At 47.9% G+C, this 26302-nt stretch carries 28 protein-coding genes, 1 tRNA gene and 1 pseudogene; 19 read left to right on the top strand and 11 right to left on the bottom strand.

Going from position 1 to position 26302, the window contains the following annotated elements; genetic code table 11:
• Nucleotides 1-21 precede the first annotated feature (21 nt).
• Genes thrB through rimP form a run of 5 tightly spaced genes read left to right on the top strand, consistent with a single transcriptional unit; the run spans nucleotide 22 to nucleotide 4651 of the window.
• The gene (thrB, locus tag QSJ47_RS04165; RefSeq protein ID WP_221272271.1) at nucleotides 22-912 is read left to right on the top strand and encodes a homoserine kinase; all 891 of its coding nucleotides are present in this window, start codon (nucleotides 22-24) and stop codon (nucleotides 910-912) included.
• Nucleotides 902-1162, top strand: a complete 261-nt coding sequence (locus QSJ47_RS04160) for a DUF448 domain-containing protein (RefSeq protein WP_221272270.1) — start codon at nucleotides 902-904, stop codon at nucleotides 1160-1162. The genes thrB and QSJ47_RS04160 overlap by 11 nt, the downstream gene beginning before the upstream one ends.
• Nucleotides 1159-3837 (top strand): translation initiation factor IF-2, encoded by a 2679-nt coding sequence (gene infB / locus QSJ47_RS04155; protein ID WP_285602527.1) that lies wholly within the window; start codon nucleotides 1159-1161, stop codon nucleotides 3835-3837. Before QSJ47_RS04160 ends, infB begins: the two co-directional genes overlap by 4 nt.
• Nucleotides 3837-4184, top strand: coding sequence for a 30S ribosome-binding factor RbfA (gene rbfA / locus QSJ47_RS04150; protein WP_221272269.1), 348 nt, complete (start codon nucleotides 3837-3839; stop codon nucleotides 4182-4184). The genes infB and rbfA overlap by 1 nt, the downstream gene beginning before the upstream one ends.
• On the top strand, nucleotides 4184-4651 hold the full coding sequence (rimP, locus tag QSJ47_RS04145) for a ribosome maturation factor RimP (protein ID WP_221272268.1): 468 nt from the start codon (nucleotides 4184-4186) through the stop codon (nucleotides 4649-4651). Before rbfA ends, rimP begins: the two co-directional genes overlap by 1 nt.
• Nucleotides 4652-4682: 31 nt before the next feature.
• Here rimP and QSJ47_RS04140 read toward each other — a convergent pair whose 3' ends face one another.
• Complete coding sequence (locus QSJ47_RS04140; RefSeq protein ID WP_285602526.1) at nucleotides 4683-4895, bottom strand: tautomerase family protein; 213 nt, start codon at nucleotides 4893-4895, stop codon at nucleotides 4683-4685.
• A gap of 101 nt (nucleotides 4896-4996) precedes the next feature.
• On the opposite strand from QSJ47_RS04140, the gene rpmE reads away from it, so the two are divergent.
• From rpmE to selB, 6 genes are all read left to right on the top strand, one after another.
• The gene (rpmE, locus tag QSJ47_RS04135; protein ID WP_221272266.1) at nucleotides 4997-5200 is read left to right on the top strand and encodes a 50S ribosomal protein L31; all 204 of its coding nucleotides are present in this window, start codon (nucleotides 4997-4999) and stop codon (nucleotides 5198-5200) included.
• 3 nt (nucleotides 5201-5203) lie between these two features.
• Nucleotides 5204-6043 (top strand): 16S rRNA (cytidine(1402)-2'-O)-methyltransferase, encoded by an 840-nt coding sequence (gene rsmI, locus QSJ47_RS04130; protein WP_285602525.1) that lies wholly within the window; start codon nucleotides 5204-5206, stop codon nucleotides 6041-6043.
• On the top strand, nucleotides 6044-6718 hold the full coding sequence (locus tag QSJ47_RS04125; RefSeq protein ID WP_285602524.1) for a TrmH family RNA methyltransferase: 675 nt from the start codon (nucleotides 6044-6046) through the stop codon (nucleotides 6716-6718).
• A complete protein-coding gene (locus QSJ47_RS04120; RefSeq protein WP_285602523.1) occupies nucleotides 6715-7848 on the top strand; it encodes a hypothetical protein in 1134 nt (377 codons plus the stop codon). Before QSJ47_RS04125 ends, QSJ47_RS04120 begins: the two co-directional genes overlap by 4 nt.
• Nucleotides 7849-8003: 155 nt before the next feature.
• Nucleotides 8004-8666, top strand: coding sequence for a hypothetical protein (locus tag QSJ47_RS04115; RefSeq protein WP_285602553.1), 663 nt, complete (start codon nucleotides 8004-8006; stop codon nucleotides 8664-8666).
• A complete protein-coding gene (selB, locus tag QSJ47_RS04110; protein ID WP_285602522.1) occupies nucleotides 8663-10501 on the top strand; it encodes a selenocysteine-specific translation elongation factor in 1839 nt (612 codons plus the stop codon). The genes QSJ47_RS04115 and selB overlap by 4 nt, the downstream gene beginning before the upstream one ends.
• On the opposite strand, the gene QSJ47_RS04105 is transcribed toward selB, so the two are convergent.
• Complete coding sequence (locus tag QSJ47_RS04105; protein WP_285602521.1) at nucleotides 10479-11480, bottom strand: SMP-30/gluconolactonase/LRE family protein; 1002 nt, start codon at nucleotides 11478-11480, stop codon at nucleotides 10479-10481. The two genes, selB and QSJ47_RS04105, sit on opposite strands and share 23 nt — an antisense overlap.
• Nucleotides 11481-11616: 136 nt before the next feature.
• Between QSJ47_RS04105 and QSJ47_RS04100 the strand changes: the two genes are divergently transcribed.
• The 4 genes and pseudogenes from QSJ47_RS04100 to QSJ47_RS04085 all read left to right on the top strand — a co-directional run.
• Complete coding sequence (locus QSJ47_RS04100) at nucleotides 11617-12687, top strand: VRR-NUC domain-containing protein (RefSeq protein WP_285602520.1); 1071 nt, start codon at nucleotides 11617-11619, stop codon at nucleotides 12685-12687.
• Nucleotides 12681-13652: an HsdM family class I SAM-dependent methyltransferase gene (locus QSJ47_RS04095; protein ID WP_285602519.1), complete on the top strand. Its 972-nt coding sequence runs from the start codon at nucleotides 12681-12683 to the stop codon at nucleotides 13650-13652. Before QSJ47_RS04100 ends, QSJ47_RS04095 begins: the two co-directional genes overlap by 7 nt.
• 23 nt (nucleotides 13653-13675) lie before the next feature.
• Nucleotides 13676-14029 carry a hypothetical protein gene (locus QSJ47_RS04090; RefSeq protein WP_285602518.1) on the top strand — a complete coding sequence of 118 codons (354 nt, stop codon included), beginning with the start codon at nucleotides 13676-13678 and terminating at the stop codon, nucleotides 14027-14029.
• 269 nt (nucleotides 14030-14298) lie between these two features.
• Nucleotides 14299-14796: pseudogene (locus QSJ47_RS04085) on the top strand (restriction endonuclease subunit S); the annotation flags it as partial.
• Between the two features lie 57 nt (nucleotides 14797-14853).
• Here the strand turns inward: QSJ47_RS04085 and QSJ47_RS04080 are convergent.
• From QSJ47_RS04080 to flgB, 6 genes are all read right to left on the bottom strand, one after another.
• A complete protein-coding gene (locus QSJ47_RS04080) occupies nucleotides 14854-16818 on the bottom strand; it encodes an FUSC family protein (protein ID WP_285602517.1) in 1965 nt (654 codons plus the stop codon).
• Nucleotides 16819-17916, bottom strand: a complete 1098-nt coding sequence (locus QSJ47_RS04075) for an Mrp/NBP35 family ATP-binding protein (RefSeq protein ID WP_285602514.1) — start codon at nucleotides 17914-17916, stop codon at nucleotides 16819-16821.
• A 77-nt stretch (nucleotides 17917-17993) separates the two neighbouring features.
• Nucleotides 17994-19742: a peptidoglycan D,D-transpeptidase FtsI family protein gene (locus tag QSJ47_RS04070; RefSeq protein WP_285602552.1), complete on the bottom strand. Its 1749-nt coding sequence runs from the start codon at nucleotides 19740-19742 to the stop codon at nucleotides 17994-17996.
• 149 nt (nucleotides 19743-19891) lie between these two features.
• A complete protein-coding gene (gene fliE / locus QSJ47_RS04065) occupies nucleotides 19892-20194 on the bottom strand; it encodes a flagellar hook-basal body complex protein FliE (RefSeq protein ID WP_502875114.1) in 303 nt (100 codons plus the stop codon).
• A gap of 86 nt (nucleotides 20195-20280) precedes the next feature.
• Entirely contained in the window at nucleotides 20281-20772 is a 492-nt protein-coding gene (flgC, locus tag QSJ47_RS04060) for a flagellar basal body rod protein FlgC (RefSeq protein ID WP_053827290.1), read from the bottom strand.
• 9 nt (nucleotides 20773-20781) lie between these two features.
• A complete protein-coding gene (gene flgB / locus QSJ47_RS04055) occupies nucleotides 20782-21204 on the bottom strand; it encodes a flagellar basal body rod protein FlgB (RefSeq protein ID WP_221272255.1) in 423 nt (140 codons plus the stop codon).
• A gap of 146 nt (nucleotides 21205-21350) precedes the next feature.
• Between flgB and QSJ47_RS04050 the strand changes: the two genes are divergently transcribed.
• The gene (locus QSJ47_RS04050) at nucleotides 21351-22508 is read left to right on the top strand and encodes an FtsW/RodA/SpoVE family cell cycle protein (RefSeq protein WP_285602512.1); all 1158 of its coding nucleotides are present in this window, start codon (nucleotides 21351-21353) and stop codon (nucleotides 22506-22508) included.
• Here QSJ47_RS04050 and folE read toward each other — a convergent pair.
• Nucleotides 22492-23037 carry a GTP cyclohydrolase I FolE gene (folE, locus tag QSJ47_RS04045; RefSeq protein ID WP_285602511.1) on the bottom strand — a complete coding sequence of 182 codons (546 nt, stop codon included), beginning with the start codon at nucleotides 23035-23037 and terminating at the stop codon, nucleotides 22492-22494. The genes QSJ47_RS04050 and folE overlap by 17 nt on opposite strands.
• The gene (locus tag QSJ47_RS04040) at nucleotides 23030-24160 is read right to left on the bottom strand and encodes a tRNA pseudouridine(13) synthase TruD (protein ID WP_285602510.1); all 1131 of its coding nucleotides are present in this window, start codon (nucleotides 24158-24160) and stop codon (nucleotides 23030-23032) included. The genes folE and QSJ47_RS04040 overlap by 8 nt, the downstream gene beginning before the upstream one ends.
• Nucleotides 24161-24201: 41 nt before the next feature.
• On the opposite strand from QSJ47_RS04040, the gene QSJ47_RS04035 reads away from it, so the two are divergent.
• The 3 genes from QSJ47_RS04035 to QSJ47_RS04025 all read left to right on the top strand — a co-directional run bounded on the left by QSJ47_RS04035 (nucleotide 24202) and on the right by QSJ47_RS04025 (nucleotide 25424).
• Nucleotides 24202-24669 carry an HP1233 family protein gene (locus QSJ47_RS04035; protein WP_221272251.1) on the top strand — a complete coding sequence of 156 codons (468 nt, stop codon included), beginning with the start codon at nucleotides 24202-24204 and terminating at the stop codon, nucleotides 24667-24669.
• A 43-nt stretch (nucleotides 24670-24712) separates the two neighbouring features.
• Nucleotides 24713-24789 (top strand) — tRNA-Met (locus tag QSJ47_RS04030).
• Nucleotides 24790-24836: 47 nt separating this feature from the next.
• Entirely contained in the window at nucleotides 24837-25424 is a 588-nt protein-coding gene (locus QSJ47_RS04025; RefSeq protein WP_285602509.1) for an NAD(P)H-dependent oxidoreductase, read from the top strand.
• An 84-nt stretch (nucleotides 25425-25508) separates the two neighbouring features.
• On the opposite strand, the gene QSJ47_RS04020 is transcribed toward QSJ47_RS04025, so the two are convergent.
• The gene (locus tag QSJ47_RS04020) at nucleotides 25509-25904 is read right to left on the bottom strand and encodes a hypothetical protein (protein ID WP_285602508.1); all 396 of its coding nucleotides are present in this window, start codon (nucleotides 25902-25904) and stop codon (nucleotides 25509-25511) included.
• Between the last annotated feature and the right edge of the window lie 398 nt (nucleotides 25905-26302).

Genomic DNA, 26302 nt, shown 5'->3' with positions numbered 1-26302 from the left:
TATTGAAAATCAGGAAGTGGATTGGTCGTCAGTGTACCTGCTACGAGCGCAAATTTAGGTCCGGGTTTTGATTGTTTGGGCTTGAGTCTGTCGCTTAGAAACCGCTTTAGCGTGATCCCCGCCACCTTTACTAGCATTAGAATCCAAGGTGAGGGCGAGGGGTTTTCTAAATTTTTGGTGGATAATATTTTCGTCAAAATTTTTAAGGAATCCCTAGCCAAGCAGGGGATCAACGAGAATTTTGAGTTTTCTTTTTACAATTCTATCCCCATTTCTCGGGGGCTTGGGAGTAGTTCGGCGATCATTGTGGGGGCTTTGGGGGCTCTTAGCCATTATTTGCACGACCAGCTGGACAAAGAGGCGATTTTAGAGGAAAGTTTGGTGTATGAGAACCACCCCGACAATGTTACACCAGCCGTCTTTGGGGGGTTTAATGTGGCGATGGTGGAGAAAGTCAATGGGCAGCTCAAAGCCCACCACCTACGCACAGAAATCCCCGACTATTTAAAGGCGGTTGTGGTGATCCCCACGCACTCGATCTCTACGAAATTTGCTCGCCAAGCTCTGCCTAAACGCTACAGCAACACCGATGCGATCTACAATCTCTCCCGCTCTAGTCTCATGGCGATGGTTTTTGCCCAAGAAAAATGGGAGCTGTTGCGCGTGGCTTCAAAAGATCGCTTGCACCAAGATAGGCGCATGCGCCTTTATCCCGTGCTCTATGGGGTGCAAAAGCTCGCTTTAGAGAGCGGAGCCTTGATGAGCACGCTCTCGGGCAGCGGGTCGTCTTTTTTTAACCTTTGTTATACGGAGGACGCGCCTAATTTGCAAGCAAGGTTACAAAAAAAGTATTATAATTTTAGGGTCGTGGTTTTAGATTTTGACAATGAAGGAGTGCAAGTTGAGGGTTAATGCCTTTTGTTCTAAAAATGCCATGCGCACATGCGTGTGTTGCCGCCAAAGTTTTTCGCAGGCGGTGTTGTTGCGTTTTAGCGTGCAGGGGGGGCGCATTGTGCCCTTTAGCGGTGTGGGGCGTAGTTTTTATCTATGCCATGCGTGCTTAGATGACAAAAACCTTTTAAAGCAAGTGCTGAAAACCAAGAACACCCCCAAAGACAAACAATATTTGCAAAGCTGGCTAGAGGAGATTAGGACAAAATGAGCGACATCACTTTAAAAGACTTTGCCCTGGAGTTGGGGCGCACAGATGTGAAAATGGTGATTGAAGAGGCGAAAGAAATGGGCCTTAGCCTGAAAGCCAATTCCAAATTAGACGCAGAAACCGCTGGCAAGCTTTATGACTTCATCACCAACAAGAACGCCCCCCGCGCACCCAAAGCTCCGCCTAAAGCCACCGCCCCCAAAGCTCCGCCTAAAAAGGAGCCTGCTGAGGTCCAAGAGAACAAACAAGTCAAAGAGCCAGCCCCGAAAGCCGCCCCCCAAAAGCCCCAAGTGCAAAAAAAGCGTAGCATTGAGATCATCAGCACCGGCGAAAAGCCCAAAGCCGCCCCCAAAGCCACCACTCCCAAACCCACCCCTAAAAAGGCGGAAAACAAAGAAAGACAAGCGAGCAAGGTAGGAAAGGTAGAGAAAGTAGAAAGAGAGAAAGCAGAGCCCAAAGCCGCCCCCACCCCCCCACCCCCCCCACCCACTACAGAACCGCTTTTAAGGCGCACGAGGGGCATTAGGATTGTCAAGCGCACCGATCAAGAGGAGGCGGCTTTAGCAAGGGCAGCAGCGCGTACGAGTGTTCTAGGTGAGCCCAAAGAACAGCCCAAGCCCAAAAAATCCACCAAGCCCGTTAAAAGCACCGCCAAGCCGGGGGCAAAGAGCCGCGCCCAAAAGCTAGACTTCTCCCAAGAGAGGGGCTTTAAAGACTTATACGAGGATGAACAAGATGAGGTGATGCTCTTTGATTTTCATGTCAAGGACCTTGAGGAAGAAGCTCCCGAAGAGAGTGCGCCCAAGCCTTTAGCCGATCGTGTCAAAATCCAGCGTAAAAACCCGTGGATGAGCGAGGGGGGGATTCGCCGCTCCACGAAAAAAAGGCGTGTTTATCGCCCCGATAGCACCCAAAAGAGCGTGCAAGGGAGCATCACCATTGCCGAGGAAGTGCGGGTTTATGAATTTGCCGAGAGCGCAAACCTTAACTTAGTCGATGTGATTAAAACCCTTTTTAATTTGGGCATGATGGTGACGAAAAACGACTTTTTGGACAAGGATGCCATTGAGATTTTGGCGGCAGAATTTGGCTTAGAAGTGGCGGTAGAAAGCGCGCAGGTCTTTGTAGAGGAGAGCGCCACTGAAGAAGGCGGAGAGGATTTGAGCGAACGCGCCCCGGTTGTAACCATTATGGGGCATGTGGATCACGGCAAGACTTCTTTGCTCGATAAAATCCGCAACCAACGCGTGGCGGGCAGTGAGGCAGGGGGGATCACCCAACACATTGGGGCTTATATGGTGCAAAAAGGGGGCAAAGAGATCGCCTTTATCGACACCCCCGGGCACGAAGCCTTTAGTCAAATGCGTAAGAGGGGGGCGCAGGTTACGGACATTGCGATCATTGTGATCGCCGCTGACGATGGGGTTAAACCCCAAACCATCGAGGCGTTTAAACAAGCCAAAGAGGCGGGCGTACAAATCATCGTGGCGATGAATAAAATTGATAAAGAAAACGCCAATGTGGATAAGCTCAAGGCGGAGTGTGCCGAGCTGGGCTTTAACCCTAGAGATTGGGGTGGAGATCATGAGTTCATCCCCATTTCAGCCAAAACGGGCGAGGGCATCGACAATCTCTTGGAAACGATCTTGATCCAAGCCGAGATCATGGAGCTTAAAGCTTCGCCTAGTGCCACGGCTAAGGCAGTGGTCTTAGAGGGCAGCGTGGAGAAGGGGCGGGGGGCGGTGGCGACCGTGATCGTGCAAAATGGTACGCTCAAAGTGGGCGATCCTGTGGTGGCTGACATTGCCTTTGGCAAGGTGCGTACCATGACAGACGATCAAGGCAAGCACATTAAAGCCCTAGGGCCTTCTCAAGTGGCGGTGATCACAGGGCTTAGCGAAGTGCCGATGGCAGGCTCAGTATTAGTGGAGGTGGATAGCGAAAACACCGCTAGAAGTTTGGCGCATAAAAAGGCGACTTATTTACGCCAAAAAGCCCTAAGCAAAAGCACAAAGGTGCATTTAGACGAGCTGGCTTCTATGGTGGCAAATAAAGAATTGCAAAATATCCCCATTGTGCTTAAAGCCGACACACAGGGCAGCCTAGAGGCGATCAAGCATAGCCTGCTTGCCCTAAACAATGAGGAAGTGAGCTTGCAAGTCATTAGTGCGGGGGTGGGCTCGATCAGCGAGAACGATTTAAGCCTAGTGGCAAACAACCCCCACGCTTTGGTGCTGGGCTTTAATATCCGCCCTACGGGCAATGTCCGCATTAAAGCCAAAGAGCTAAGGGTGGAGATCAAAACCTACAGCGTGATTTACGCCCTACTTGATGATATGAAAGCCCTTATAGGCGGACTGATGAGCCCCGTTGTGGAGGAAGAGGACACAGGGCAGGCTGAAGTGCGCGAAACCTTTGTGATCCCCAAAGTCGGCACGATCGCCGGCTGTATGGTGGTCGATGGGGTGATCAACAAGGGCATAAAAGTCCGCTTGATCCGCGATGGCGTGGTGGTGCATGTGGGTAAAATCGTGTCCTTAAAACGTTTCAAAGACGATGTGAGCGAAGTGTCTAAGGGCTATGAATGCGGGATCATGCTCGATCATTACAACGATGTCAAAGTGGGCGATGTCTTTGAGAGCTTTAAAGAAATCCACAAAACAAGGGTGCTTTAATGGAGAACATACATGCCAAACGCCTAGACGCGGGGCTTTTAGAGTATTTACAAGAGGCATTAAGTGCCTTAGACGATCCCCGCTTAAGTGGGCTCACCTTAAGCAAAGTGCATTGCTCGAAGGGCAAATACCACGCCCAAGCCTACATAGATGGGGCGTTTTTGAGTGCTGAAGAGAGGGCGGAGTGCTTAAAAGCCTTGAAAAAAGCAACCCCCCTACTCAAAAGCCATGTCTTGCAAGTGAGTGGGTGGTTTAAATGCCCGAACTTTGTCTTTATGATCGATGAGAGTTTAGAAGAACAGCAAAGACTAGACGCACTTTTTGCACGCATTGCCAAGGCGGATTAATGGATACCCTAGAGCTAGAAAAACTCTTAGAAAAGACCCTAGAGGGCATGAATTGCACCCTTTACGATATGGCGTTTTTAAAAGAAAACCAAACCGATATTTTGCGTATCAGCATTAAAGCCCTAGATCGCCCCACAAGCCTAGATGTGTGCCAAGAGGCAAGCTTGCTTATCTCCCCCCTTTTAGATGTGCACATGCCCAGTTTAAAAGACTACATCCTAGAGATAAGCTCAATGGGGCTAGAGCGTACCCTTAGCAAACCTAGACATTTTACCCTGTCTATCGGCGACTTGCTTGAGTGCAAACTTACGGACAACACCCGCATAAGGGGCGTGCTAGAAAAGGCAGAAGGGCAAGAAATCATCCTAAACATGGAGGGCACTTCAACCCCCTTCAAGCTAGAGCAAATCAAAAAAGCCAAAACAATCTTTGAATTTAGCAAGGCGAAAAACCCCAAGAAAGCATGATTTTATTGAGCCCCACTTTGGGGCTTCGGCTTCACTTCTTGGCGTTTTGGCGGATTTCACACACACTTTGCCCGCCTATGCCCCAGCTATCGGGCGTAACTTCTTCAATGATGACCACGGTTGAAGCCCTATTTTTGTTTAAGACTTTCACCAATAAATCTGTCGCCCCTTCAATGAGGGCCTTCTTTTGCTCAGCCGTTACGGGGGTGTCTTCTTTAGCAAGTTTAATATTTACAAGAGGCATGAGAGTCCTTTATTTTGATTTACCCGCCTATTTTAGCAAAAATCACGCCTAAAAACTAAGCAAAGATTGGCTATAATCGGCGAAAACTTTGAGGAGATTTAGTGAAAAAAGGCATCCACCCTGAATATGTACCCTGCAAGGTTACTTGCGTAACCAGCGGTAAAGAAATTGAAGTGATGAGCACCAAGAGCGAGCTACGAATCGACATTTCTAGCTTTTGCCACCCTTTTTACACCGGTAGCGACAAAATCGCCGACACCACCGGGCGTGTTGAGCGCTTTAAACAAAAATATAAAATGCAATAAATTTTGCTTACACTCAGTGCAACCCCTATTGGCAACCTCAAGGACACCACTTGGCGGGCGTTAGAAGCCCTTGCCGGCTGTGATGTGTGCTTGTGCGAGGATGTACGTGTGGGTAAAAGACTCTTTTTTTTGCTTAAAGAACAAGAGTGGGCGACTCCTTTAAAAAACACCGCCCCCAAGCAGTTTTTGCCCTTCCACTCCCACAACCAAGACGCTTTTTTACGCCAAACCCCCCCGAGCTTTTTTACCGAGCAAGAAGTCGTGTTTATCAGCGATGCGGGCATGCCCTGTGTGAGCGACCCAGGGGCTAAATTAGTCGCCTTCGCCCAAGAAAATGGCATTGCTTACGAAGTCTTGCCCGGGGCGAGTGCGTGCGTGGGGGCTTATAGTGCGAGCGGGTTTGAGAGTGCGGGCTTTAACTTCGTGGGCTTTTTGCCCCCAAAGACACAAGAGCGGCGGGCGTGTTTGGCGAAATTGAAGGGGCAGGGGGGGGTGTTTGTCCTTTATGAAAGCCCTAGACGACTCTTAGACACCCTAGGGGATTTAAGCGTGCTTTTTAGCCACTCTAGCTTGTTTGCCATAAAAGAGGTGAGTAAATTACACGAACAACGCTTTAAAGGCTCTGTGCTTAAGGTCGCCACAGAGTTAAAAGCCCTGCAGGGCTCTAAGACGCTCTTAGGCGAGTGGGTGCTGGTGCTAGACTGCCAAGAGGAGGTGGAGTTAAGCTTGTCTTACACGCAAATTAGCCAAATGTCCCTGCCCCCTAAAATCAAGGCAAAGCTCTTAGCCCAGCTCACAAACACCGCCCCCAAAGCCCTTTACGCCCAAATTTTAGAGGGTTAAATGGTTGTTTTTGGCAAACAAGTGGTTTTACACATGCTTAAAAACCATCCCGACAAACTCCAAGAACTCTATTTAGCCAAGGACATAGACCCCAAAACCTTTAGCTTACTAAGGAGTGCAAAAGCCCCCATTCTGCGCCTAGACTTTAAAAAAGCCCAAGCTCTCGCTAAGGGGGGCAACCACCAAGGCTTTTTGGCTAAAGTTGCCCCCCCCACTTTGAGCGATTTAGCCACGCTGAAAACCTATGACCGCCTATTGGTGCTGTGTGGACTTGGCGATGTGGGCAATGTGGGGGCGTTGTTTCGCAGTGTGGCGGCTTTGGGTTTTGAGGGCGTGGTGATCGATCGCCCTCTGCCTTTTGAGGGTTTGGTGCGGGCGAGTTTGGGGGCGATTTATGGCGTGCCTTTTTGCGTGTGCTCCAACCTTTTAGACGCCATTTGTGAGCTTAAAGGGGCTGGGGTGGTGTGCTGTGGGGCGCATTTAGAGGGCGAGGATGTGCGCTTTGTGGACTTTGCACCCCGTTTGGCGCTGTTTCTAGGGGCTGAGGGGGAGGGCTTGAGCGCAAAAATCATTAAAAAAATGGATGGCTTGTTGCACATTACGATGCAAGGGGCTACAAATTCTTTAAATGTAAGTGTAGCAGGGGCGATCATCATGGATAGGGCAAGGAAATGAACGAAGAAGAAAAAAGCAAACAATTAGACGAAACTTTAGCGTTTTTAGCCCAAAAGGGCATTAAAACGATTGTGCAAGAAACAAAGCTTGCAAATCCCAAAATTAAGGCTATTCTAGCAAAAGACTTTGATTCTATGCAGAGGGTGCACGCTGCGGGCTTTTTGCAGATTTTAGAAAAAGAGTATGGTGTAGACTTGAGTCAGTGGCTTGTGGAGTATGACCAAAATCTCTTTGCTGCTAAGGAAGGAAGTAAACTTGCTAAAGACCCCAAAAAAGAAAAGCCAGAGAATCCCAAACAACAAGAACCACAAGAAGTTAAAGGGACAGAGGAGCAAGAGAACCTAGCGCAAATTAGAAATATAGAGCAAGTAGAAAGTGGGCTAGGAACACAGGAAAAACCAAAAGAACAACTAAAAGAGTCTAAGAAAATAAAAGAGCTTGGATTTGAGCACTCCTCCCCCTTTTTATACACCAAAAGAGTGGGCGAGCCAATAGTCCCAACTCCCAAGCCAAAAACGCCTAAATTATATTTTGTGTTGCCGTCTGTGCTTGTTGTGGGGCTTGTGGCCTTCTTTTATCTAAGCCATAACAGATCATCAGGTGATACGCAAAGCCAAGAAGACACAGCAACTAAAGTCGAAAGTCTAAAGCCAAACAAAAATATAGAAAATCAAGCCAAAGAACCCGACAAAGACCCAATGGCAAGTGCGCATAAAAATGATGACAAAGTGCAAGAAACCTCCACAACCTCAACAACACCAAGTGTTGCTAGCACAGATATGATTAAAGACACTGCATTAAAAACCCCAAAAACGGCACAAACGGCAGATAACTCTAACAAAGAAGAAGCAAAGTACCCCACAATTCTCATCACGCCAAAAGGGGATTTATGGATGGAAAAAATTGATTTACAAACAAAACAAAAGAGTCAAGCTATCCTAAAAGAGCCTTTGACCATTGACACACAAGGGCACAGCTGGCTTCTAGCTTTTGGCAACGGGCATTTATCCGTTGAAGCAGAGGGTAAACGCCTAGACTTTAACCGCAATCGTCCCGTGCGCCTACTCTATACCCCAAAAAAGGGCTTTAAACGCTTGAGCCTGATCCACTATCAAGAACGCAGCCAGTGAGAAAACTTTTATTCAGTACACTTTTGTGTGCCCTCTTAAATGCTGATGCACTCGAAGCTAAGATTAAAAATTTAATGGACCAAGAATTCTACCAAGTCAACCGAAATTTTATCCATAGGGTTTTTCAAGATCGAGCAAGCTTTTACAATCAAGGAGTGTTGCAAATTGGAAAAGTCTTAGCGACTCTTAAAGACAATGGTCTTTTACCCTTAAAGTTTAATCGCCCTGCTTTGTTACAGGTGCGTTTTGTTGCTAAAACTTCCCCCCTACTCTTGCTTAAAACAATCCAAAGTGTGCTCTCTTCTATGGGGTACACCTATTTCAGCGTGTTACAAGTGCAATACAAAGAGGACATAAGTAGTGCCACTTTTGGCTTAAATACCGAATATGCCCTAGACCCCACACTCGCGGTAAGGCTCTTTGCCAAATACGGCTTTAATCTCGTGGATTTAGAACGCAAGAGCCTAAAGGATTGGGATTACTCTTTTATGGTGCAAACCCCACGCCTAGCCTACACGACGCCCCTAATCCCCACAGGACATGCCCTAGATCTTAAAGAGATCAGCGGAGAGTATTGGCTAGACATCACCAGCCCGGGGCATTTGGTGGTCTTTGCCCACAGTGCTGAGTGGCAGCCGCAAGTGAGCTTGTTCGACTCGTCTTTACACATCTTGAAGTACATGGCGGCTGAGAACCCCACCGAGAAAATCAGTCTTCACATTGGCGATAAAGTCCGCTTTGTGCGTGTGAGCGATGTGAATAACCCCCTCGTGCTTAAAGGGGGGATTAAAGTTTTGCTGCAACCCACACAGCATTGAACCCCTCTTATTTCCTCTTAGGCACTTGTGGGCATGTCGACCATGGCAAAAGCGCGCTCATCAAGGCACTGACGGGTTTTGAGGGCGATACCAGTGTGCACGAAAAGGCTAGAGGGATCACCATTGATCTAAGCTTTAGCCATTTGAAGATAGCAGGGCGCACTCTAGGCTTTATTGATGTCCCCGGGCATAAAAGCCTAGTTTCTACCATGGTGGGGGGCAGTTTTGGCTTTGATGCGGGGTTGTTTGTGGTGGACGCCAACGAGGGCGTAAAAGAGCAGAGTTTAGAGCACGCTTTGGTGCTCTCGTTATTAAAGATTCCTTGTATTTTAGTGCTTTCTAAGGCGGATAAATGCCAGGACATTGAAGCGAGCAAAGAGGCCATTTGCGCCGCCCTAAAACCCTACCCCCTAGACATTTTGGGGGTGCTCTCTTGTAGTGTCTACGATTTAGAGAGTATCCAAGCCCTAAAAGACTTCTTAAGCACCTACCCCTTTGACAAACGCCAAATGGGCTCAGATTTAGAACAGCTCTTTAGACTCTATGTGGATCGGGTGTTTGTATTGCCTGGGCGGGGGGTGGCTGTGAGCGGGAGCGTGTGGGGTGGGGTAGTGCAAAAGGGCGATCAAGTCTTCATCGCCCCCTTAAACCAAGTGGCGGGGGTGAAGACTTTGCACCAACACGGCCAAGAGGTGCAAAAAGTCGGCCTACACGAGCGTGTGGCGTTGCAGCTGCAAGGGGTCAAAGCGCAGGATTTAAAAGTGGGCATGCTTTTAACCGCTAAGGGCTATTTGCGTGGTTTTGATAGGCTAGACATCGAACTATGCACCTATGATAAAGACCCTTTAAAGCACAACCAAAGCCTAGGCGTGCAAATTGGCACGCATAAACTCAATGCCAGACTGCTCATTTTAGAATATCCTTTTGCCACTTTGGTGCTAGACGCGCCCGTTTTTGCCTGCTATTTGGACACCGCTATCATCAGCGTGAACCAGCGGGTGTGGGGGGCGGCAAAAATATTAAACCCCATTGTGGACATGTTAAAAAAGCCTGTAAAACTGCCCTTACTCAAAGCCCTAGCTCAAGGGGATTTAAAGAGTGCCTTTAGCCTGCTTGTGAGGGCGCATAAAAAGGGCTTTGGCCTGCTCTCCTCCATGCAACGCTTTGGCTGCACCCACCAAAGAGCCCTAGAGATTGCCAACACCCTAGAGGGCGTGCTGGTCGATTCAAAAGACTTTGTGCTTTACCCCAGCGAAACCCTAAAAAATGTGATCTACACGCTTAAAAACATCTATGCCCAAAACCCCCAAGCCCTCTTAAGCCCCAAAAGCCTTAGTTTCAAACACAGCTACATCAGCCCCCACCTAGCCAACTTAGCCTTTGACACTTTGGCCAAAGAGGGGTTTTTAAAGCAAGAGCGGGGGCTATGGCTCTTAGCCCACCAACAATTAGACAAGCTCCAAGACAAACTCCAAGACAAGCTCTATCAACTGCTCTTAGAAGGGCAGCTCACCCCCAAAGCCCCCTACAACCTTTACGACTCATTAGACATTGACCGCCAAGTGGGCGATAATGCCCTAAAAGCCCTATGCCAGCAAAGGAAGGTGATTAGGCTTTGCCATAATGTTTTTGTGGCTAAAAGCGCGCTGGACAAAATCCTAAGTGTGATGTTAGAGATTTTGCACCTAAGCGGTTACTTAGATGTCCAGCTCATCAAAGACAAATTAAGCCTTTCGCGCAAATACGCCATCGCCTACTTAGAACACCTAGACAAGCTCGGCTACACGCACAACCAAGAAGGCAGGCGCATCCTTAAAAATCCTCCCCAAGCTTAAAAAGATACAAATTAGAGGCGGAGGTTACAAACAACAAGGCGGGGCTATCCTCAGCAGCAAAGACCTTGTGTTGTTGCAGGATTTGCAGGGCTTTTGGGCTCAGGCTAAAGGCTAAATTGCTCACCACTTGGGGTAAAATGATTTCACCTAGCATTTTACCCTTGGGGCTAAACACAGAAATCCCATGCCCATTGCTCACCCATAAATTGCCGTGCGGATCGACCTTAATGCCATCAGGAAAGCCTGGCTCGATCGTGGCAAAGACGCGTGGGTTAGACAAATCCCCATTACCATCGATGTTGTAGGCAAGGATTTGGTGTTTGAGGTCTTTATTTTTAGGGTCGTGGGCTAGCTCGCTATCAGCGACATATAAAGTTTGGTTGTCTGGGCTTAAAGCGATCCCATTAGGGATTTTTAAAAGTGGGGTGTTGAGGCGTTTGATCTCGTGTGTGGCGGGGTCGTAGCGGTAGACATACTCACCCCCCTTTTCTTGTGTGTTGTGCCAAAATTTGGGATCGGTGAAGTAAATATGCCCCTTGCGATCGACACATAAATCGTTGGGACTGTTGAACTTCTGCCCATTGTAGCTGTCCACGAGCACCTTCCAGTGCCCCTTTTCTAAGCGTTCAATCCCCCTTTTGCCATAATTTGTGGCAAGCAGTCGCCCCTGCCAATCTAGGGCATGCCCGTTTTGCGGACCTGATGGGGTGAACCACGGATGGACTTGAAAATGCGTGCCGTTTCTTTGCACAAGCAGGGCTTCATTGGCGTTTACATCGCTCACCGCCACATCGCCATTTGCCAAGACCTGCGGACCTTCTAGCCATTTGCCATTGTTGTAGAGCAGTTGGGGCTGTTCTTTGGTGTTGATAAGCCCACTAAAGACCTTGTTGTAAACTTTATAGGTCGCCTCTTGCGCTTGTAACAACCCACACAATAACCCCGCAAGGGCTAAAAATCGCCATTTTTTGAACGCCATGTCCATCCTTTCATTTAAAGCTCCCATGATAACACAGATTGCATAAAGACACCTCCTGCTTTCAGGCGATTTGTGGGCTTAACCCCCTTTTTGGGCGAAATACATTAAAATACCCCCTTTTATACAAGAGGAAACCATGCCAAGCGTTGAAGAAACCATAGAATACGAAATCAAAAAAGGGCTAGAAAATCTCAATATCCGCTCCTTTGCTAAGACAGACTCTATCAATGACGAAATCAAAAGGGCGTTAGAAAAAGCCCCTTCAAAAAGTGGGGGGAGTGGCAAGAATTACCCCGATCTCAAATTGTTTTTAAACATGCCCAGCGCGCGCAAACTGCCTGTGATGATCGAGGTCAAGGGACTTAAGGGGCGTTTGTATAAATACGATGAAAAAACCAATAGCCTAGACTTACGCACCAATGCCATTAAAAATTACGCCCTCAATGGTGCACTGCACTATGCTAATGCAATTTTAGACTACAGCTACAGCTACAACGAGGCGATCGCGATCGGGATCAATGGCTATGAAGAGGCGGGCAAGATTCATAAAAAATATGCCCTTTACTACCTCAACACCAAGCATTTAGCCGTGCCCCAAAAAATCGGGGACTTTAAAAATTTGGGGATTTTGGCGGATTTAGAGAGGCTAGATAAAGCCCTAGACAACCTCACCCTAAGCGAAGCAGAACGCAATAAAGTCCTTGAAAAATTAGAAGAAGAAACAGAGGATCAGCTCAAAAAGATAAACCAGTTTTTAGAAGATGGCATTTTAGACTTTGATGAAGATAAGCGGGTACCCCTGCTTGTGGGGATAATTATGGCGGCTACGGGCGTGCCTTATAAAATCTCTGCCTTGACTTTAGAGGATTTAAAAAGCGAGCAGGACAAGGACACCCACGATGGAAAAGAGTTTATCCAAAAAATCAAAGCCTTTTTAAACGCCAAGAAGTTACCCCAAGAAAAAAACGAACTGATCCTCAATAAACTCGAGACCGTTTTTATCCATTCTAAGCTGTGGTCGTTTGACGGTTACACCACTGCCAGCACCGCCGAAAGCCCCTTAAAAAATATTTATGGGCGGTTTTTAGAGGGGGTGCATCCGCTTGTTAAAAAGCTCACCAGCACGGCAGACATTGCGGGCAAGCTGTTTAATGTGCTCACTGGGTGGCTCAAGGTCCCCGATAACAAAAAAATGATGTGGTGCTGACCCCCTCTGAGGCGGTGGATTTAATGGTGGAACTCGCCCAAGCCAATCAAGATTCTTTCGTATGGGATTATGCCGCTGGCTCGGGGGCGTTTTTGATCTCTAGCATGAATAAAATGATCAAAGATTGCAGAGAAAAGATCACAAACCCCAAAGATAGAGAAGACAAAATCATCAAGATCAAAAACGAACAACTGCTAGGCATTGAGAAGAACACTGACATTTACTTAATGGGGATTTTAAACATGCTCTTGCTAGGCGATGGGAGTGCGAATTTTTTACACCAAAACAGCCTAAAGGACTTTAAGGGCAACTACGGGCAGGGGGCAAAAGAGGGCAAACCTTTTAACGCCACCGTGTTTTTACTCAACCCCCCCTATAGTGTTGATGGTAAGGGCTTTATTTTTGTAGAGCGGGCATTAGAGCGGATGACTAGCGGACGGGCGGTGGTGATCATCCAAGAGAATGCGGGCAGTGGCAATGGTTACCCTTACACCAAGAGGATTTTAGAACACAGCACTTTAGTGGCGAGCATTAAAATGCCCTTAGATTTGTTTGTGGGTAAGTCCAGCGTGCAGACGGCGATTTATGTTTTTGATGTGGGAGAAGCACACCGCAAAAGTAAAAAGGTGAAATTCATAGACTTTAGCCATGATGGCTACACAAGGGCGGCACGCAAAAAGGCATGGGCGAGCACAAATTTAAGGGATACCGACCATGCCAAAGAACGCTATGCCGAGTTGGTCGCTTTAGTTTTGGGCGATGCATGCAAAACCGACTTTTATAAAGATTGCTACATTGAGGACACGATCAACACTGAGGGCAAAGACTGGACTTACGCCCAACACCAACAAATCGACACCACGCCTAAAATGGGCGACTTTAGCGGGAGTGTGGCGGAGTTTTTAGCCTATGAAGTGTCCTTAGTGCTGAAAGGCACGGAGGAAAAGCCCTTCACCCACGCCTAGCGAGTTGGGAGGCTCTAAATGCCTTGAGCTGGCGTGGGGTGCAATTAGATGCAATTTTTGAGGTGTTTAAGCCCACCAAACACGGATACCAAAAACGCTTTTTACCCATAGAACCCACAGAGGGATATATCCCCGCCATCACCTGCACCACGCAAAATAATGGTATAGCGTGCTATATGCCAAGAGAGGGGGCTGAGGTCTTAGAAAACATGGTTTCTGTAGGGGCAAATGGGGATGCACCTGCTTTTTATCAGCTTAGAGAGTTTGCGCTATTGCAAGATTGCTACGCCCTAAAATTTAAGGGCAGAGAATTAAACCGCTTACAATATTTGTTTTTGGTTGTGTGCTTGAATAAGGTCTTGGCTAAGTTTGATTGAAACAACAAATCCGGCTGGGCTAAAGTTAGTCAAGAGCAAATCTTGTTGCCCCACACCCCCACCGGAGAAATCGCCTTTGAGGCTATGGAAGCTTTTATGAGGGAACTTCAAGCAGAGCGTTTGAGGGAACTTCAAGCGTATCTAAAAGTAACCAATTTAGATAACACCGCCCTAACCCCTTTAGAGCAAGAGGCGTTGGATTTGTTTAGCCATTATTTCACAACTTTACCCGGCACAACTGGGGGGGGGGGGGGGGAACTTGGAAGGAATTTAGCTTTAGCAAGGTTTTTTGTTATGAGAGGGGGAGGCGCTATAAAAAGGGGGATCACATACAAGGAGAAACCGCCTATATCTCATCAAGTGCCTTGAATAATGGCGTGGATGGCTATGTCGCTCCGCCCGACTACATGAAAATCTATCAAAACAAAATCACCATAGCCAACAGCGGGAGCGTGGGCAGTTGCTTTTACCATCCCTACCCCTTTGTCACCTCGGATCATTGCATGGTGGTGTGGCTGAAAGATAGAGAACTTAACCGCCATTTGGCCCTCTTTTGCACCACGATTTTACGCCATGGCGTGCAACACAAGTACGGCTTTAACCGCGAAATCAACAAAGAGAGGCTTTTAGAGGAGCGCTTTAAACTGCCGGTGATGGGTGGGGGTATTGCTTATGATGTGATGGAGAATTTTATACGCGCTCTAGAAAAGCAACAAATCGAAAGAGTTAAAGCGTTGTGGGAGGATAAATCAAGTGCCTACGAGTAAGTTTTAAGCACGCCTTTAAAGCCCGTTTAGGCTCTTTAAGCTAGCCCCCCAAATCGCCTAATACTTAAACACATACATGAGCTCTTCAAAGAGCTTATTTTGGGCGAAAAAGATGGTCTCTAGCAGGTTGTCTAGCTCGCTGTCAACTTTTAAGAGCCGTCCACCCTCTTTAGCTTTGAAGTAGTGGGGTTTGTTGTGAAGGTAGTTGGACATTTGGGTGTAGCGGTTTAAGAGTAGTTGGGTGTTGTTGTCGAGCAAGAGCTGCTTTTCTTCGGGCAGAGACACATTGAGGCAGTAATCGTAGAGGCGGTAGCTACAGGTGTCGAGCATGTCTATGGACTGCAAGCCCCTTAAGAGCGCGTTTAGGGTATTGGCATCTGAGGTTTCCGCCCTTGCGCTCTTTAGGCACAGCCTAAGTGCGTCTAATTGCTTTAAAAAGGTGTTTTGGGTGCTTAGGGCGTGGGTTTTATGCTGACTCGCATCCTCTAGCAAACAGCGCAAGGTGGCGACCAAGTGGCGCATGTGCTGGATAAACTCATCCCGATCATATTTGGGCCACACAAACAAAAACACCACATACACGATCCCAATCCCCAACGCCAAATCCGCCACCCGAAAAGCAACCATATCCACGAAATCCTGCCTAAGCAGAGAAAAACACAGCACGAAGGCAAACATGAGCGAAGCCGCCCATATGGCGTAAGAATACACCCTAAGGTAAATGAATAAAAACACGCTCACCACCAAAAAGCCGTCAAACACTACGCTTTTAGCAAAGAGCCACACCACCGCCAGCCCCACCGCCAGCCCCACCGCCGAGCCTAGCACCAACTCCACTTGCACTTCTTTGGTGCTGCCTAAGCTAAAACGCGACACTAAAAGGGTTGCCATGGCAATCCACATGCCATGGTTAAAGCCAAAGTAGCGGGCGATGAAAACCGCAATCCCCATGGCCAAAGCGTATTTAGAGGCGTATTGGAAAATGGGGTTTTTGGTGTTTAGCGCGTCTAGGATGTGCCTTAGTGAGGGCTTATGCACGGGGTCGGTTTGCTTGGCTTGCTCCTCACCTCCCATGATAAAAATCTCCATTTTATTGTAAATAATGGCAATGGAGTGCTGCAAAACTTTGTCAAAATTCGGGTCTAGGGCATTTAAAGCCTGCTTGTCAAGCTGCAAGTCTTGCTTGGTGAAAATATTAGAGAGGGTTTGGAGGTTTTTGCGGATTTCTTGGCGCACTGCGTCTAAAGAGCCCAGCTCTCCATAAATGGAGTGGATGGAATGGTAAATCTCTTCTAAGGCATGTAGCTGGAAGAGGGCGCGTTGTAGGTTACGCACGGCTAGGGGGTCTTTAATGCGCCCCGAGCGGGAGGTTAGAATTAATTTAGTGTTGTGGATTTGGGCGAGCACTTGGGTTTTGATGTGGGTGTAGTCGGCGGGGCTGTTGATGTATTGCAGCATTAAATCCATGCTAGAGAGCAGGGTAGAAAAGCGTTTTTTGATGAAGTAGCTGTATTTAGACACCACCACAAAGGATTGCAACAAAATGCTTAGAGTGCCCAGCATTAGAATCATAAACAAGGTTTGTTGCAAGTCTAAGGAGGCGTGGGCATCAATATACAAACAGGTTACCAAGCCATTAGACAGGGCGGCGTTGCAAACCTTGTGCAAATCTAGGCTGTAAGCAGTGGACATGCCCACCAAAAAAGTCATGACAAAAATAGGCACGCACAACCACACCCCAAAATGCGCCATGGGGTAGAACAAGAGCACATTGACACAACTGATGGCAATGAACACCACGAAGTAATAGATTTCGTGCTCTTTATCGCTGATCACAAGACTTAAGGCGTAGATGAAGACGGTTTGAAAGCCCGCCCAAATCACAATCGCATGCCCAAAGAAAAACGCCCCTAGCCCGGCACAAAGGAAAGTGGTTAAAGTGGTCTTTAGGGCAAAAATGAGACTAAAGTAGCCCGGGTCGTAGAGGTGAATCGTCCGTTTGAGCTGAGCTAAGAGGGGCATTTAGTGGATAGTGGGCTGGATGCTCTTGTTATCCGCAAGGTTTTGCGCCTTCACTTGGGCTAAAAAGTCTAGTAGCTTGCTGGCGGCTTGGCTGTAAGCTTGGCTGATGACGGATTTGGGGTTAGACACGCTAATGGGCATGCCGCTATCACCCCCCTCTCTCACCTGCACCTCTAGGGGGATTTGCGCGAGCACTTGGGTTTTATACTGCTTGGCAAGTGCGTTTAAAGTGTCCTTGCCAAAAATATGGCTCTCATGCGCACATTTAGGGCAAATGAACCCGCTCATATTTTCCACAATCCCGGCAATGGGGATTTGCAGCCTTGAGAACATATCCAAACTGCGGCTGGCATCATCTAGGCTCACGGTTTGGGGTGTGGTGACGGTGATACCGGCGCTGATAGGCACGGCTTGGGCGAGGGTGAGCTGGGCATCGCCTGTGCCCGGGGGCATGTCCACGACCAACACATCTAGCTCGCCCCAAATGATGTCGGTCAGCATTTGCTCAATAGCACGCATGAGCATGGGTCCGCGCCAAATGAGGCTTTGGCCCTCTTCATACAACAGCCCCATGCTCATCACCCGCACCCCAAAGGCTTCTAGGGGGATGAGCTTTTTACCGCTAGGATCAGTGGTGGGGTTGGTTTGCATGAGCCCTAGCATTCTGGGCACATTGGGGCCATAGACATCCGCATCTAAAAGCCCGACTTTTTGCTTTAAGCCCGCCAAAGCGATGGCTAAGTTCACACTCGTGGTGCTCTTGCCCACGCCTCCCTTGCCCGAGCTTATCATCACCACATGCTTGATGTTAGGGGCTAAATTTTTCGTGGCCTGCTCGGCTTGCTGCGTCCTATCCCTTTTAGCGGGGGTTTTGATATCGATGCGGCAGGTTAGCCCCAGCTCTTGCATTTTGCTTGTGATCTCTGCCCTTAGCGTGTCTGCCACCTGTGGGGAGCTTGAGGGAATGTCGAGCAAAAGGGCGAGCTTGTTTTCGTGCAAAGTGATGTTTTTCACAAAGCCAAAGCTCACAATGTCCTTTTCAAAATTGGGGTAAATGACCTTTTTTAAGACATCTAAAACGCCTTCCTGTGTAACCATTGCTATCCTTAAAACAAAATTCGTACAAACACCACTTATACCTAGTTTTTCTTAATTTTGCCACAATATGGCAACGGCTAGGGCTTGGCTATGGCTTTGGTGGGGGTGAGGTATTGGTTTTTCACCAACATCTGCACCACCTGCTTAAAAATGGGCGCGGCGGTTTGCGCAGCGTAGTACTCGGTGCTGCCCAAAGACCCAAAGATCACCACCCCGATCACAAAAGTGTTTTCTTTGTCCTTAGCAAAGCCAAAAAACGAGCTGTTGTAGGCATCGGTGTACCTGCCCTTTTTGGCGGTGTGCGCCGTGCCCGTTTTGCCCCCAATGGTGAGTCCTGCCACCTGCGCGCTCTTGCCCGTGCCTTTGGTAACGACTTTTACTAGCAAATTTTGCATTTCTTGCGCGCTCTTGGGGGCGATGACCTGCCTTGTAGGGGGGTATTTTGTGGTGTACATTTCTCCATTTGGATAGGTGATTTCTCTTTGGACTAAATGGGGTGTGGCGAGCTTGCCTCCATTGACAAAGACCCCATAAGCCCTTAAGAGCTGTAAAAAAGTGGCGCGCATGCCATAGCCATAAGACACCGTGCCCTTATAGACATCGCCATTAAGTTTTCTGACATCGGGCAACAAGCCCGTTTTTTCATAGGGCAAGTCAATGCCTGTTTCTTCAGCAAACCCAAAACTCTTAAGCCCCGTGTAGAGTTCTTGTCCGCTTAGGCGTTTGGAGAGTTTAATCATCCCTATGTTGCTTGAGCGGATCAACACATCTTCTATGGTGGTGTGCTTGGTGGGGATGAAGTCATCTCTCACAATGTATTTGCCAAGCTTATAAGAGCCATGCCCTAGGTTAATGGGTCGGCTTGGGTCAATGCGCTTTTTATCCACAAGTAGGCTATAGACAATAGGCTTAATCGTGCTGCCCGGCTCGAAAGAAAGTTCAATGGCATCCACATTGAGGGAGGGGTAGTCGCTCTTTTGGATGTTGTTGGGGTTGAAGCGGTTGGTGGTGGCAAGGCTTAGAATCTCACCATTTTGGGGGAGATAAATCCCTGCGATGATTTGGTGCGCGCCGTAGCGGGCTTTGGCAGTGTCTAGGATTTGCTCTAGCTCTCTTTGGATTTTTAAAGGGATGCTAAGAACAATGTCCGAGCCATCGATTCTGGGGACATTTTTAAAACTGCGGTTTTCAATGAGATTAAAACCCAAATCCCGCCTGCCCGTCATCCTGCCATCGTTCTTGGGGGCTAGGGTGGTGTTTTTGGAGTCTTCAATGCCCTTCACGCCCCTAATAGAGGTGATTCTGCCCGTATCCACCTTTTGGATGTAGCCCACAAGCGGCTCAAAGTTGTCCTTGTAAAGGTAGTTGCGGGCAATCCCGCTCACTTCAATGCTTAGGCCAATTTTTGGCATGACTTTTTTATTTGCGTCTTCATACTCTTTAAAGACATTGTAGGCTAAGAATTTGGCGTTTAATTGCCTTAAGCTCGCGGCGGTGTTGGCGTTGATGTTGTAAGAGAGCGTCACAAACCCGCTTTGCTTGAACTTCTCGGCGATGACGCTTTTGGGGATGTTCGTGTAAATGGAGAGCAAGTCTATGAAAAACTCTTGCTTGTGCGGGTCAATGGATAGGGTGTTGAAGCTCACTTTAAAGAGCTTTTGGCTGTTGGCAAGACTAAAGCCGTCTTGGCTGTAAATTTGCCCCCTTGTGGCGATGTCGGTCCTGGTAACGACTAGGGCGGGCATTTTGCGCGGCAACACGGCTTTAAAAAACATCACCACCAAGAACAACAAAAAACATCCCCCCACCACAATAAAAATCATCATTAGGCGTTCGGTGCGCCTAGGGTCGCTATCGGGTCTATCGGTTGGGGGATTTTTGGGGGGGTTGGCTACAGGGTGATCCACAAGCCCCCTAAACTAAAACTTTTCTATAAGGAGACTAAGAGAGAAACCAAACATAAGCTCAAAAAACCTTAGATTTGCGTCCTTAACAATTCCTTGTAGGCACTAATCGCCTTGTTGCGCACTTCTAGCATGAGCTTCATGCTCGTCTCTGCCTTGCCGATGGCGATGGCGGCCTGGTGTAGATCTTTGATTTGCCCGGTTGCCATGTCGGCCAAAGCCCGGTCGGACTCCATTTGGGTGTTGTTGAGTTCATCGATAGAGTGCTTGAGCATCTGAGAGAACTCCCCCTTCTCCATTAGATTCTCATGCGACTTTGAATCTAAAGGAGTGCTTGCTTTATTCAACCCTATATCAGTGTATAAAGTCTTCATGTTGACTCCTTGCATCGTGTTCACCTATATCGCCTCTTTTAGATAATCTTTTAGTCTAAAGAAACAACCCTTTCTTTTAAATCTTTTTATGCTTGTAACATGCTGATGGCATTTGCTGCCATATTTTTCGTGCTTTGAAACGCCGCCACATTGGCTTGGTACGCCCTTGTGGCTTCAATCAAATCCGCCATTTCTACAACAGGGTTGACATTGGGGTAGGACACATACCCGTTCGCATCCGCATCGGGGTGGGTGGGGTCGTATTTTAACAGCGGGGCTTTGTCATCTCTTACGATTTTATCCACATATACGCCCATAATAGGGGGATTTGGCTTTTCAATGTCATCGCTCTCGTCTAAGGGGTCTTCATAATCTAATAAATTATTGTCTTGAGCGAGTTTTTCGTTTAAAATCTTGTTGAAGTCAAAGGACTTGAACACCGCCTCTTGACGGCGGTAGGGTCCACCCTCATCGGTGCGGGTGGTGTTGGCGTTGGCAATGTTAGACGAGATTAGATTGGCGCGCACTCTTTGGGCGGACAACCCGTAACCGCTAATGTCAAAACTGGATAAAAACATGCACGCTCCTTAAATGTTTTTCGCTGCGTCTATGGCGTAATTGATGATGCCTCTATGCTTTTTTAGGGCGGTGGTGAGGGCGAGATACATTGTGGAGTTTTTCCCCATTTCAGAGGTTTCAATGTCTAAATCCACGCTGTTGCCATCGTTTTTTGCCAAATGCCCATCCCTAAAAAAGATCGTTGCCTTCTTGCTCTCATCCAAACTAGGCTCTAAATGCCTAGGGTCTGTAACCGCCAACGCCAACACCTTGTCCTCTTTGTGGTCGAAAACCTCAGCCTTCTTTTGGGCCAACACCGATTCAAAGTCCACATCTTTTGGGCGGTAAAAGGGGGTGTCCACATTCGCCACATTGCTTGCGATCAAATCCTGCCGCAAAGAGCGGTAGTCCATCGCCTTGTACACGAGCGGATACGCTTTTGACAAATCCATGTCTGCCCCTTTTCCTTGCACCTTGCAAGACTCTAAGCAATGAGTATTCCAAAACACCCAAGCCCACAAGCCCAAAATCGCAAGTGCTGCGCTTGATAAATGAGTTATAATTATAGCACATTTTTAACACACTTTGGGCGGTTTTTATGGCTTACCGGTATCTCTTCACCCTATCTAGTTTTTTAATGATTTTTAGCGTGCTTTTAAGCTACTCCCTCTCCACCTACACCACGCTCATTTACCACTACAGCGAGTTCCATTTTTTCATCCGTCAGCTAGTCGCCGCCCTTGTGGGGATTTCTCTCATGTGGGGGCTTTCATGGCTTGATCCGGACAAATGGTTTAGCAAAATCGGCTTTGCCATCTTGCTAGGCTCTGCTTTGTTAATTGTGCTCATGAACTTCTTGCCCGAGAGCATGTCTAGCAGTGCAGGAGGGGCAAAGCGTTGGATTCGCCTGCCCTTTTTCTCCCTAGCCCCCACGGAGTTTTTTAAAGTGGGCTTTGTGTTCTTTTTATCGTGGAGCTTATCAAGGACTTTTTTTAATAAAGAAAAATCCGGCGTGCGCGAAGAGCTTGCCATCCTCATCCCCTATTTGGTCGTGTTCTTGGCGGTGGCGTTTTTAATCGGGGTCTTGCAAAACGACTTGGGGCAGGTGATTTTACTCGCCATTGTGCTAGGCTTCTTGCTCATCTTTTCAGGGGGGAGCTTTAAACTCTTTCGCATTTTCTTAGGCATTGCGATCGTCATCGGGGTCGTGGCGATCAGCACCAGTGCCCATCGCATTTTGCGCATGAAACTTTGGTGGGCAAATTTGCAAAGCTCCATCCTCTCCATCTTGCCCCAAAAGCTTGCCAGCAGTCTAAAAATCGAGCATTTGCCCGAGCCTTACCAAATCTACCATGCTGGCAATGCCATCAAACATGGCGGGATACTCGGGCAGGGCTTGGGAGACGGCTTGGTCAAGCTCGGCTTTTTAAGCGAGGTGCATACGGACATGGTCTTGGCTGGGCTTGCTGAAGAATTGGGCTTTGTAGCGGTGGCGGTGTGCGTAGGCGTGATTTTAATCATCTTGCACGCCCTGTTTAAAATCACCAACCGCCTAGACAACCCCAAACACATGCTCTTTTGCCTAGGCGTAGCTTTACTCATCGCCTTTTCTTTCATCATCAACGCCTTTGGAGTGAGCGGGATCATCCCCATTAAAGGCATCGCTGTGCCCTTTTTAAGCTATGGGGGCAGCTCGCTTTTGGCTAACTCTGTGGCTTTAGGGCTGGTGTTAAGCCTATCTAAACAGGCACACTGAGGCTTTGTAAAAACTCCGCATACACGCTAGGCTCTTCAAATGCGCCGAGCCGACAACTGGTTTTGAGCACGCTCTCTTGCTTTTGCACCCCCTGCATGGCGACACATAAATGCTTTGCCACACAAAACACCCCCACCCCCCTAGGCTCTAAGCACTCTTGCAAACTTTTGGCGATCTGTGCGCCTAAGCGCTCTTGGATTTGCAACCGCCGAGAAAAGCACTCCACAAGACGCACAATCGCCCCCAGCCCCACGATTTTGGCATTTGGCAAATACCCTACACTCACCCGCCCAAAGAAGGGCAGCAAATGGTGCTCGCACACGCTGTAAAACTCTATGTTTTGCAGCACCACCAGTCCACTTGAGGGCGCACACAAGCTAGAACTTAAAATCTCTTTGGGGTCTTGTTTGTAGCCTGCCATCAAATCCGCCCATAGGGTTTTAACCCGCTCGGGCGTGTTCTTTAGCCCTTTTCTACTTGGGTCTTCGCCCACGCTTAAGCACAGCTCTTGAAAACACGCCTCAAACATCGGAGCTAAACAACTCTTGGTGGGCGATCTCTTCTAAAAAAATCGTAGCATACGCCCCCTTGGGGAGAAAAAACTTGAGTTGCCCCTGCGCTTCTTGGGGCAGGTATAGAAAATCCACCACGCTAGGGTAAATGAGCGCGAACCGCCGATCCCCGCAAGAATTGATAGATTTTTTAAAAGGCTCTTCAAACGCCCCGGCTAAATCCCTCGCCTCTAAGACTTTAAAGCCGGGCAACAGCCCCGTAGCCACAAGACTTTTTGCTTGTAGCCGTTCTAAGTTCTGTTTTAAGTCTGTGGCATTGTGGTGGAAGTATTTGCCAAAGGGGTAGTGGCAGAGCACATCGCCCTCTAAGAGTTTGAAGTCTTGGGGCTGGGCTTTGAGGGCTTTAGCTTGCTCTAGGGGGATTTTAGGATACTCTTTAGCGATCTCAAGAGGGCTAAAGTTATTGATAAAGGCGTTTAAGCGCGCCCTTGCGCTTAGCCACTGATTGAAATAATAACTTTGCTGGCTGGAGAGTAAAAATTTATCAAGCTTTTTCTTGCCCGTGGTGGCGTGCTTGAAATTATCCCCCCTTTTGCCAAAGCGTTGTGCCCCAAAGTAGTTTAAAAACCCCTTTTCTTGCAAAATCTCCAACACTTCGGCGATTTTCTGGGCGCTTAGGGGGGTGAGCTTTTTAAGGCGTAAACTAAAATGATTGCCCTTTAAATGCCCTAGGCGGATTTTATGTGTGTGGGCGGTGGTGTCTAGAATTTTTATGCCCTGCGCATAGAGGGTTTGGGCGTGCTGCGATAGGGCTTTTTCATAGGTCTTTGGCATGGAGATATATTGGAAAGTGAGGGCGTTTTTATCTTTAAGCCCCGCGTAGCCAAAAACCGACATCTTGCAGCCCAGCACTTGCGAGAGCAGGCCTAACATTTCCCAAGTGCTCTTGTCTTTCTTACGGACATGGACGATTAAATGCTCCCCGCTTTGGCTAAAGGCATACAAGGGTTCTTCTTGCACCACGAAATCGCGGGCGCACTTCTTAAAGTAAAAGTCAATGGGCGCATGGTTTGCGCTGAAAAAGCGGGGGAGTTGGTTTTCATTTTGCATGCGGGCATTATACACCATAATTTGGAGCATTTTTTGCTTGTAGGGTTGAAATTGATTGAAAGGGTCTTGTCATGGAAGTTAAAGACATCAAAAACAATCCGTCCTTATATGCGTTGTTAGGCTCTGCAAGTCTAGGGCAAGCACAAGCCCCCCAAGCCCCCCAAGCCCCCGCTGAGAGCAAGCCTGAAGCGGTGGTGGAAATCTCTAAAAGTGAAACCGAGCCTAACGGACTTAGAAGAGAAACCTATGGCTTTTTAGTGCTAGAGCTGATGAGCGATAATGAATACGATGCCTTCTTGCGTGCCACAGCAGGCATGAACGAAAATGAAAAACGCCTCGCCGCCCAATCGCTTTACAGCCTCACAAGCTTTTATGGTGGGCAAATCCAAAAGGATAAACAGGCGCAAGAAAAAATAGACGGCCTTAAAGCCCTGCAAGAAATGCAAGCCAAACGCGCCTTTGGCATCAACAATGACTTCGTGCAACGCTACAAAAACGCCTATAACCAAGTCTACCAAACCATGGACTTGCACCTTTAAAACAAAATTTAAGTAAAAGTTTTATAGAATGGGCGTTTTTCGTGTCAAGGTAGCTCAGCCGGTTAGAGCGCTGGTCTCATAAGCCGGAGGTCGGGGGTTCAAGTCCCCCCTTTGACACCAATTCCCTTTCACTTTCTTTATACATTAAAATGAATCTAGAGGTTTTTATGGCACAACTTTTACTACTTAACGGGGCTAAAGAGTTCGGGCATTCTTTCGGGCGTTTAAACAACACTTTGCACGACCACGCCGTGCAGGTGTTAAAAGATTTGGGGCACAACATAGAGCAAACCCAAATCGATCGAGGCTACAACCTTGATGAGGAAGTGGCTAAGATTTTAAACGCCGATGCCTTGATTTGGCAAATGGCGGGGTGGTGGATGGGTGAGCCATGGATTGTGAAAAAATACATCGATGAGGTTTTCACCACCGGGCATGGCAAGCTCTACAAAAATGATGGCCGTAGCCGCAGTGCCCCCACTAAGAATTATGGCAAGGGCGGGCTCTTGCATGGCAAAAAATATATGTTTTCACTCACTTGGAATGCCCCCCTTGAGGCTTTTACTAAGAAAGAGGAATTTTTTGAGGGCGTGGGCGTGGATGGGGTGTATTTGCACCTACACAAAGCCCATCAATTTTTAGGCATGCAAGCCTTGCCCACCTTCATCTGCCACGATGTCATCAAAAACCCCCAAATCCCCCAATACCTACAAGACTACACTGCCCACTTACAAAAAGTTTTTGAGGCGTTTTGAGTTTGACTTTAGCGCCCTTACACTTGCCCTTGTTTTTATTAGCTTGAAAATACTGGGGGTGTGTCATTGAATGCTAAGAACCCGTCATTTTACTTTCAGTACTTGTTGAAACAGCCAGCAAACAACTTCGTTGTATTGTTTGTCTAAATCATAGGCAATGGCGTTAAGCCCCAAAGTCTTAGCCACTTGGGCGGTGTAGTGTTCGCAATAGCTCTCTGTGCCTATTTGCCCCTTAATGGGTGTGATTTCTCCCGTTGCGTCTCTTTGCCAACATTTTTTAAGCATGCCATTTGTGGTAAGTTCAGGAGAAAGCCGTAACCCGCTTGTTGGCAACTTAGTTTTTACGCTTTGCCCCGTGAGTGTGGTCAAACTTACAGCTGTGTTAAGGGGGTTGTCGTAGAGATTGAAGTCTTGCCATAGGTAGTTGCTCCCACTTGGCACAATCCAAAAGCTGTCGTTAAGCGATAAATCTAGCCCCACTTTGGCGTAAGATAGAGTGTTGGGCTAGCACTTCAAGCGTGGCGATGTTTAGACTTTTCTGTGTCTTATCCGCTCCAAAGACCAACACACTTTTATCTTTGAGTTTTTAAGATGTATTTTTGCACAAAAACCCTTTTACATTAATTGCACTTTAAAACTCTTTGGCAGAAATCCCACTTGTCTTTAGCGGGTGGGATGAATGCCACTAATTCGTGGTATAATGTTCATTGTACATTCGTACCTACGGCAGGGAGTGCCGAAAGTTACGCCTTTGGAGATATGATGTGTGAGACCTGTAGGGAATGCGTTGGAGCTCAAACTCTGTAAAATCCCTACTATAGGGACATAGAGTGAGAACCAAACTCTCCCTACGGGCAACATCAGCCTAGGAAGCCCAA

Source organism: Helicobacter sp. NHP22-001, assembly GCF_030270165.1.
Lineage (GTDB): Bacteria > Campylobacterota > Campylobacteria > Campylobacterales > Helicobacteraceae > Helicobacter > Helicobacter gastrofelis.
Note: the sequence above shows the minus strand (reverse complement) of the source record. Positions and strands in the feature narration are given on the sequence as shown.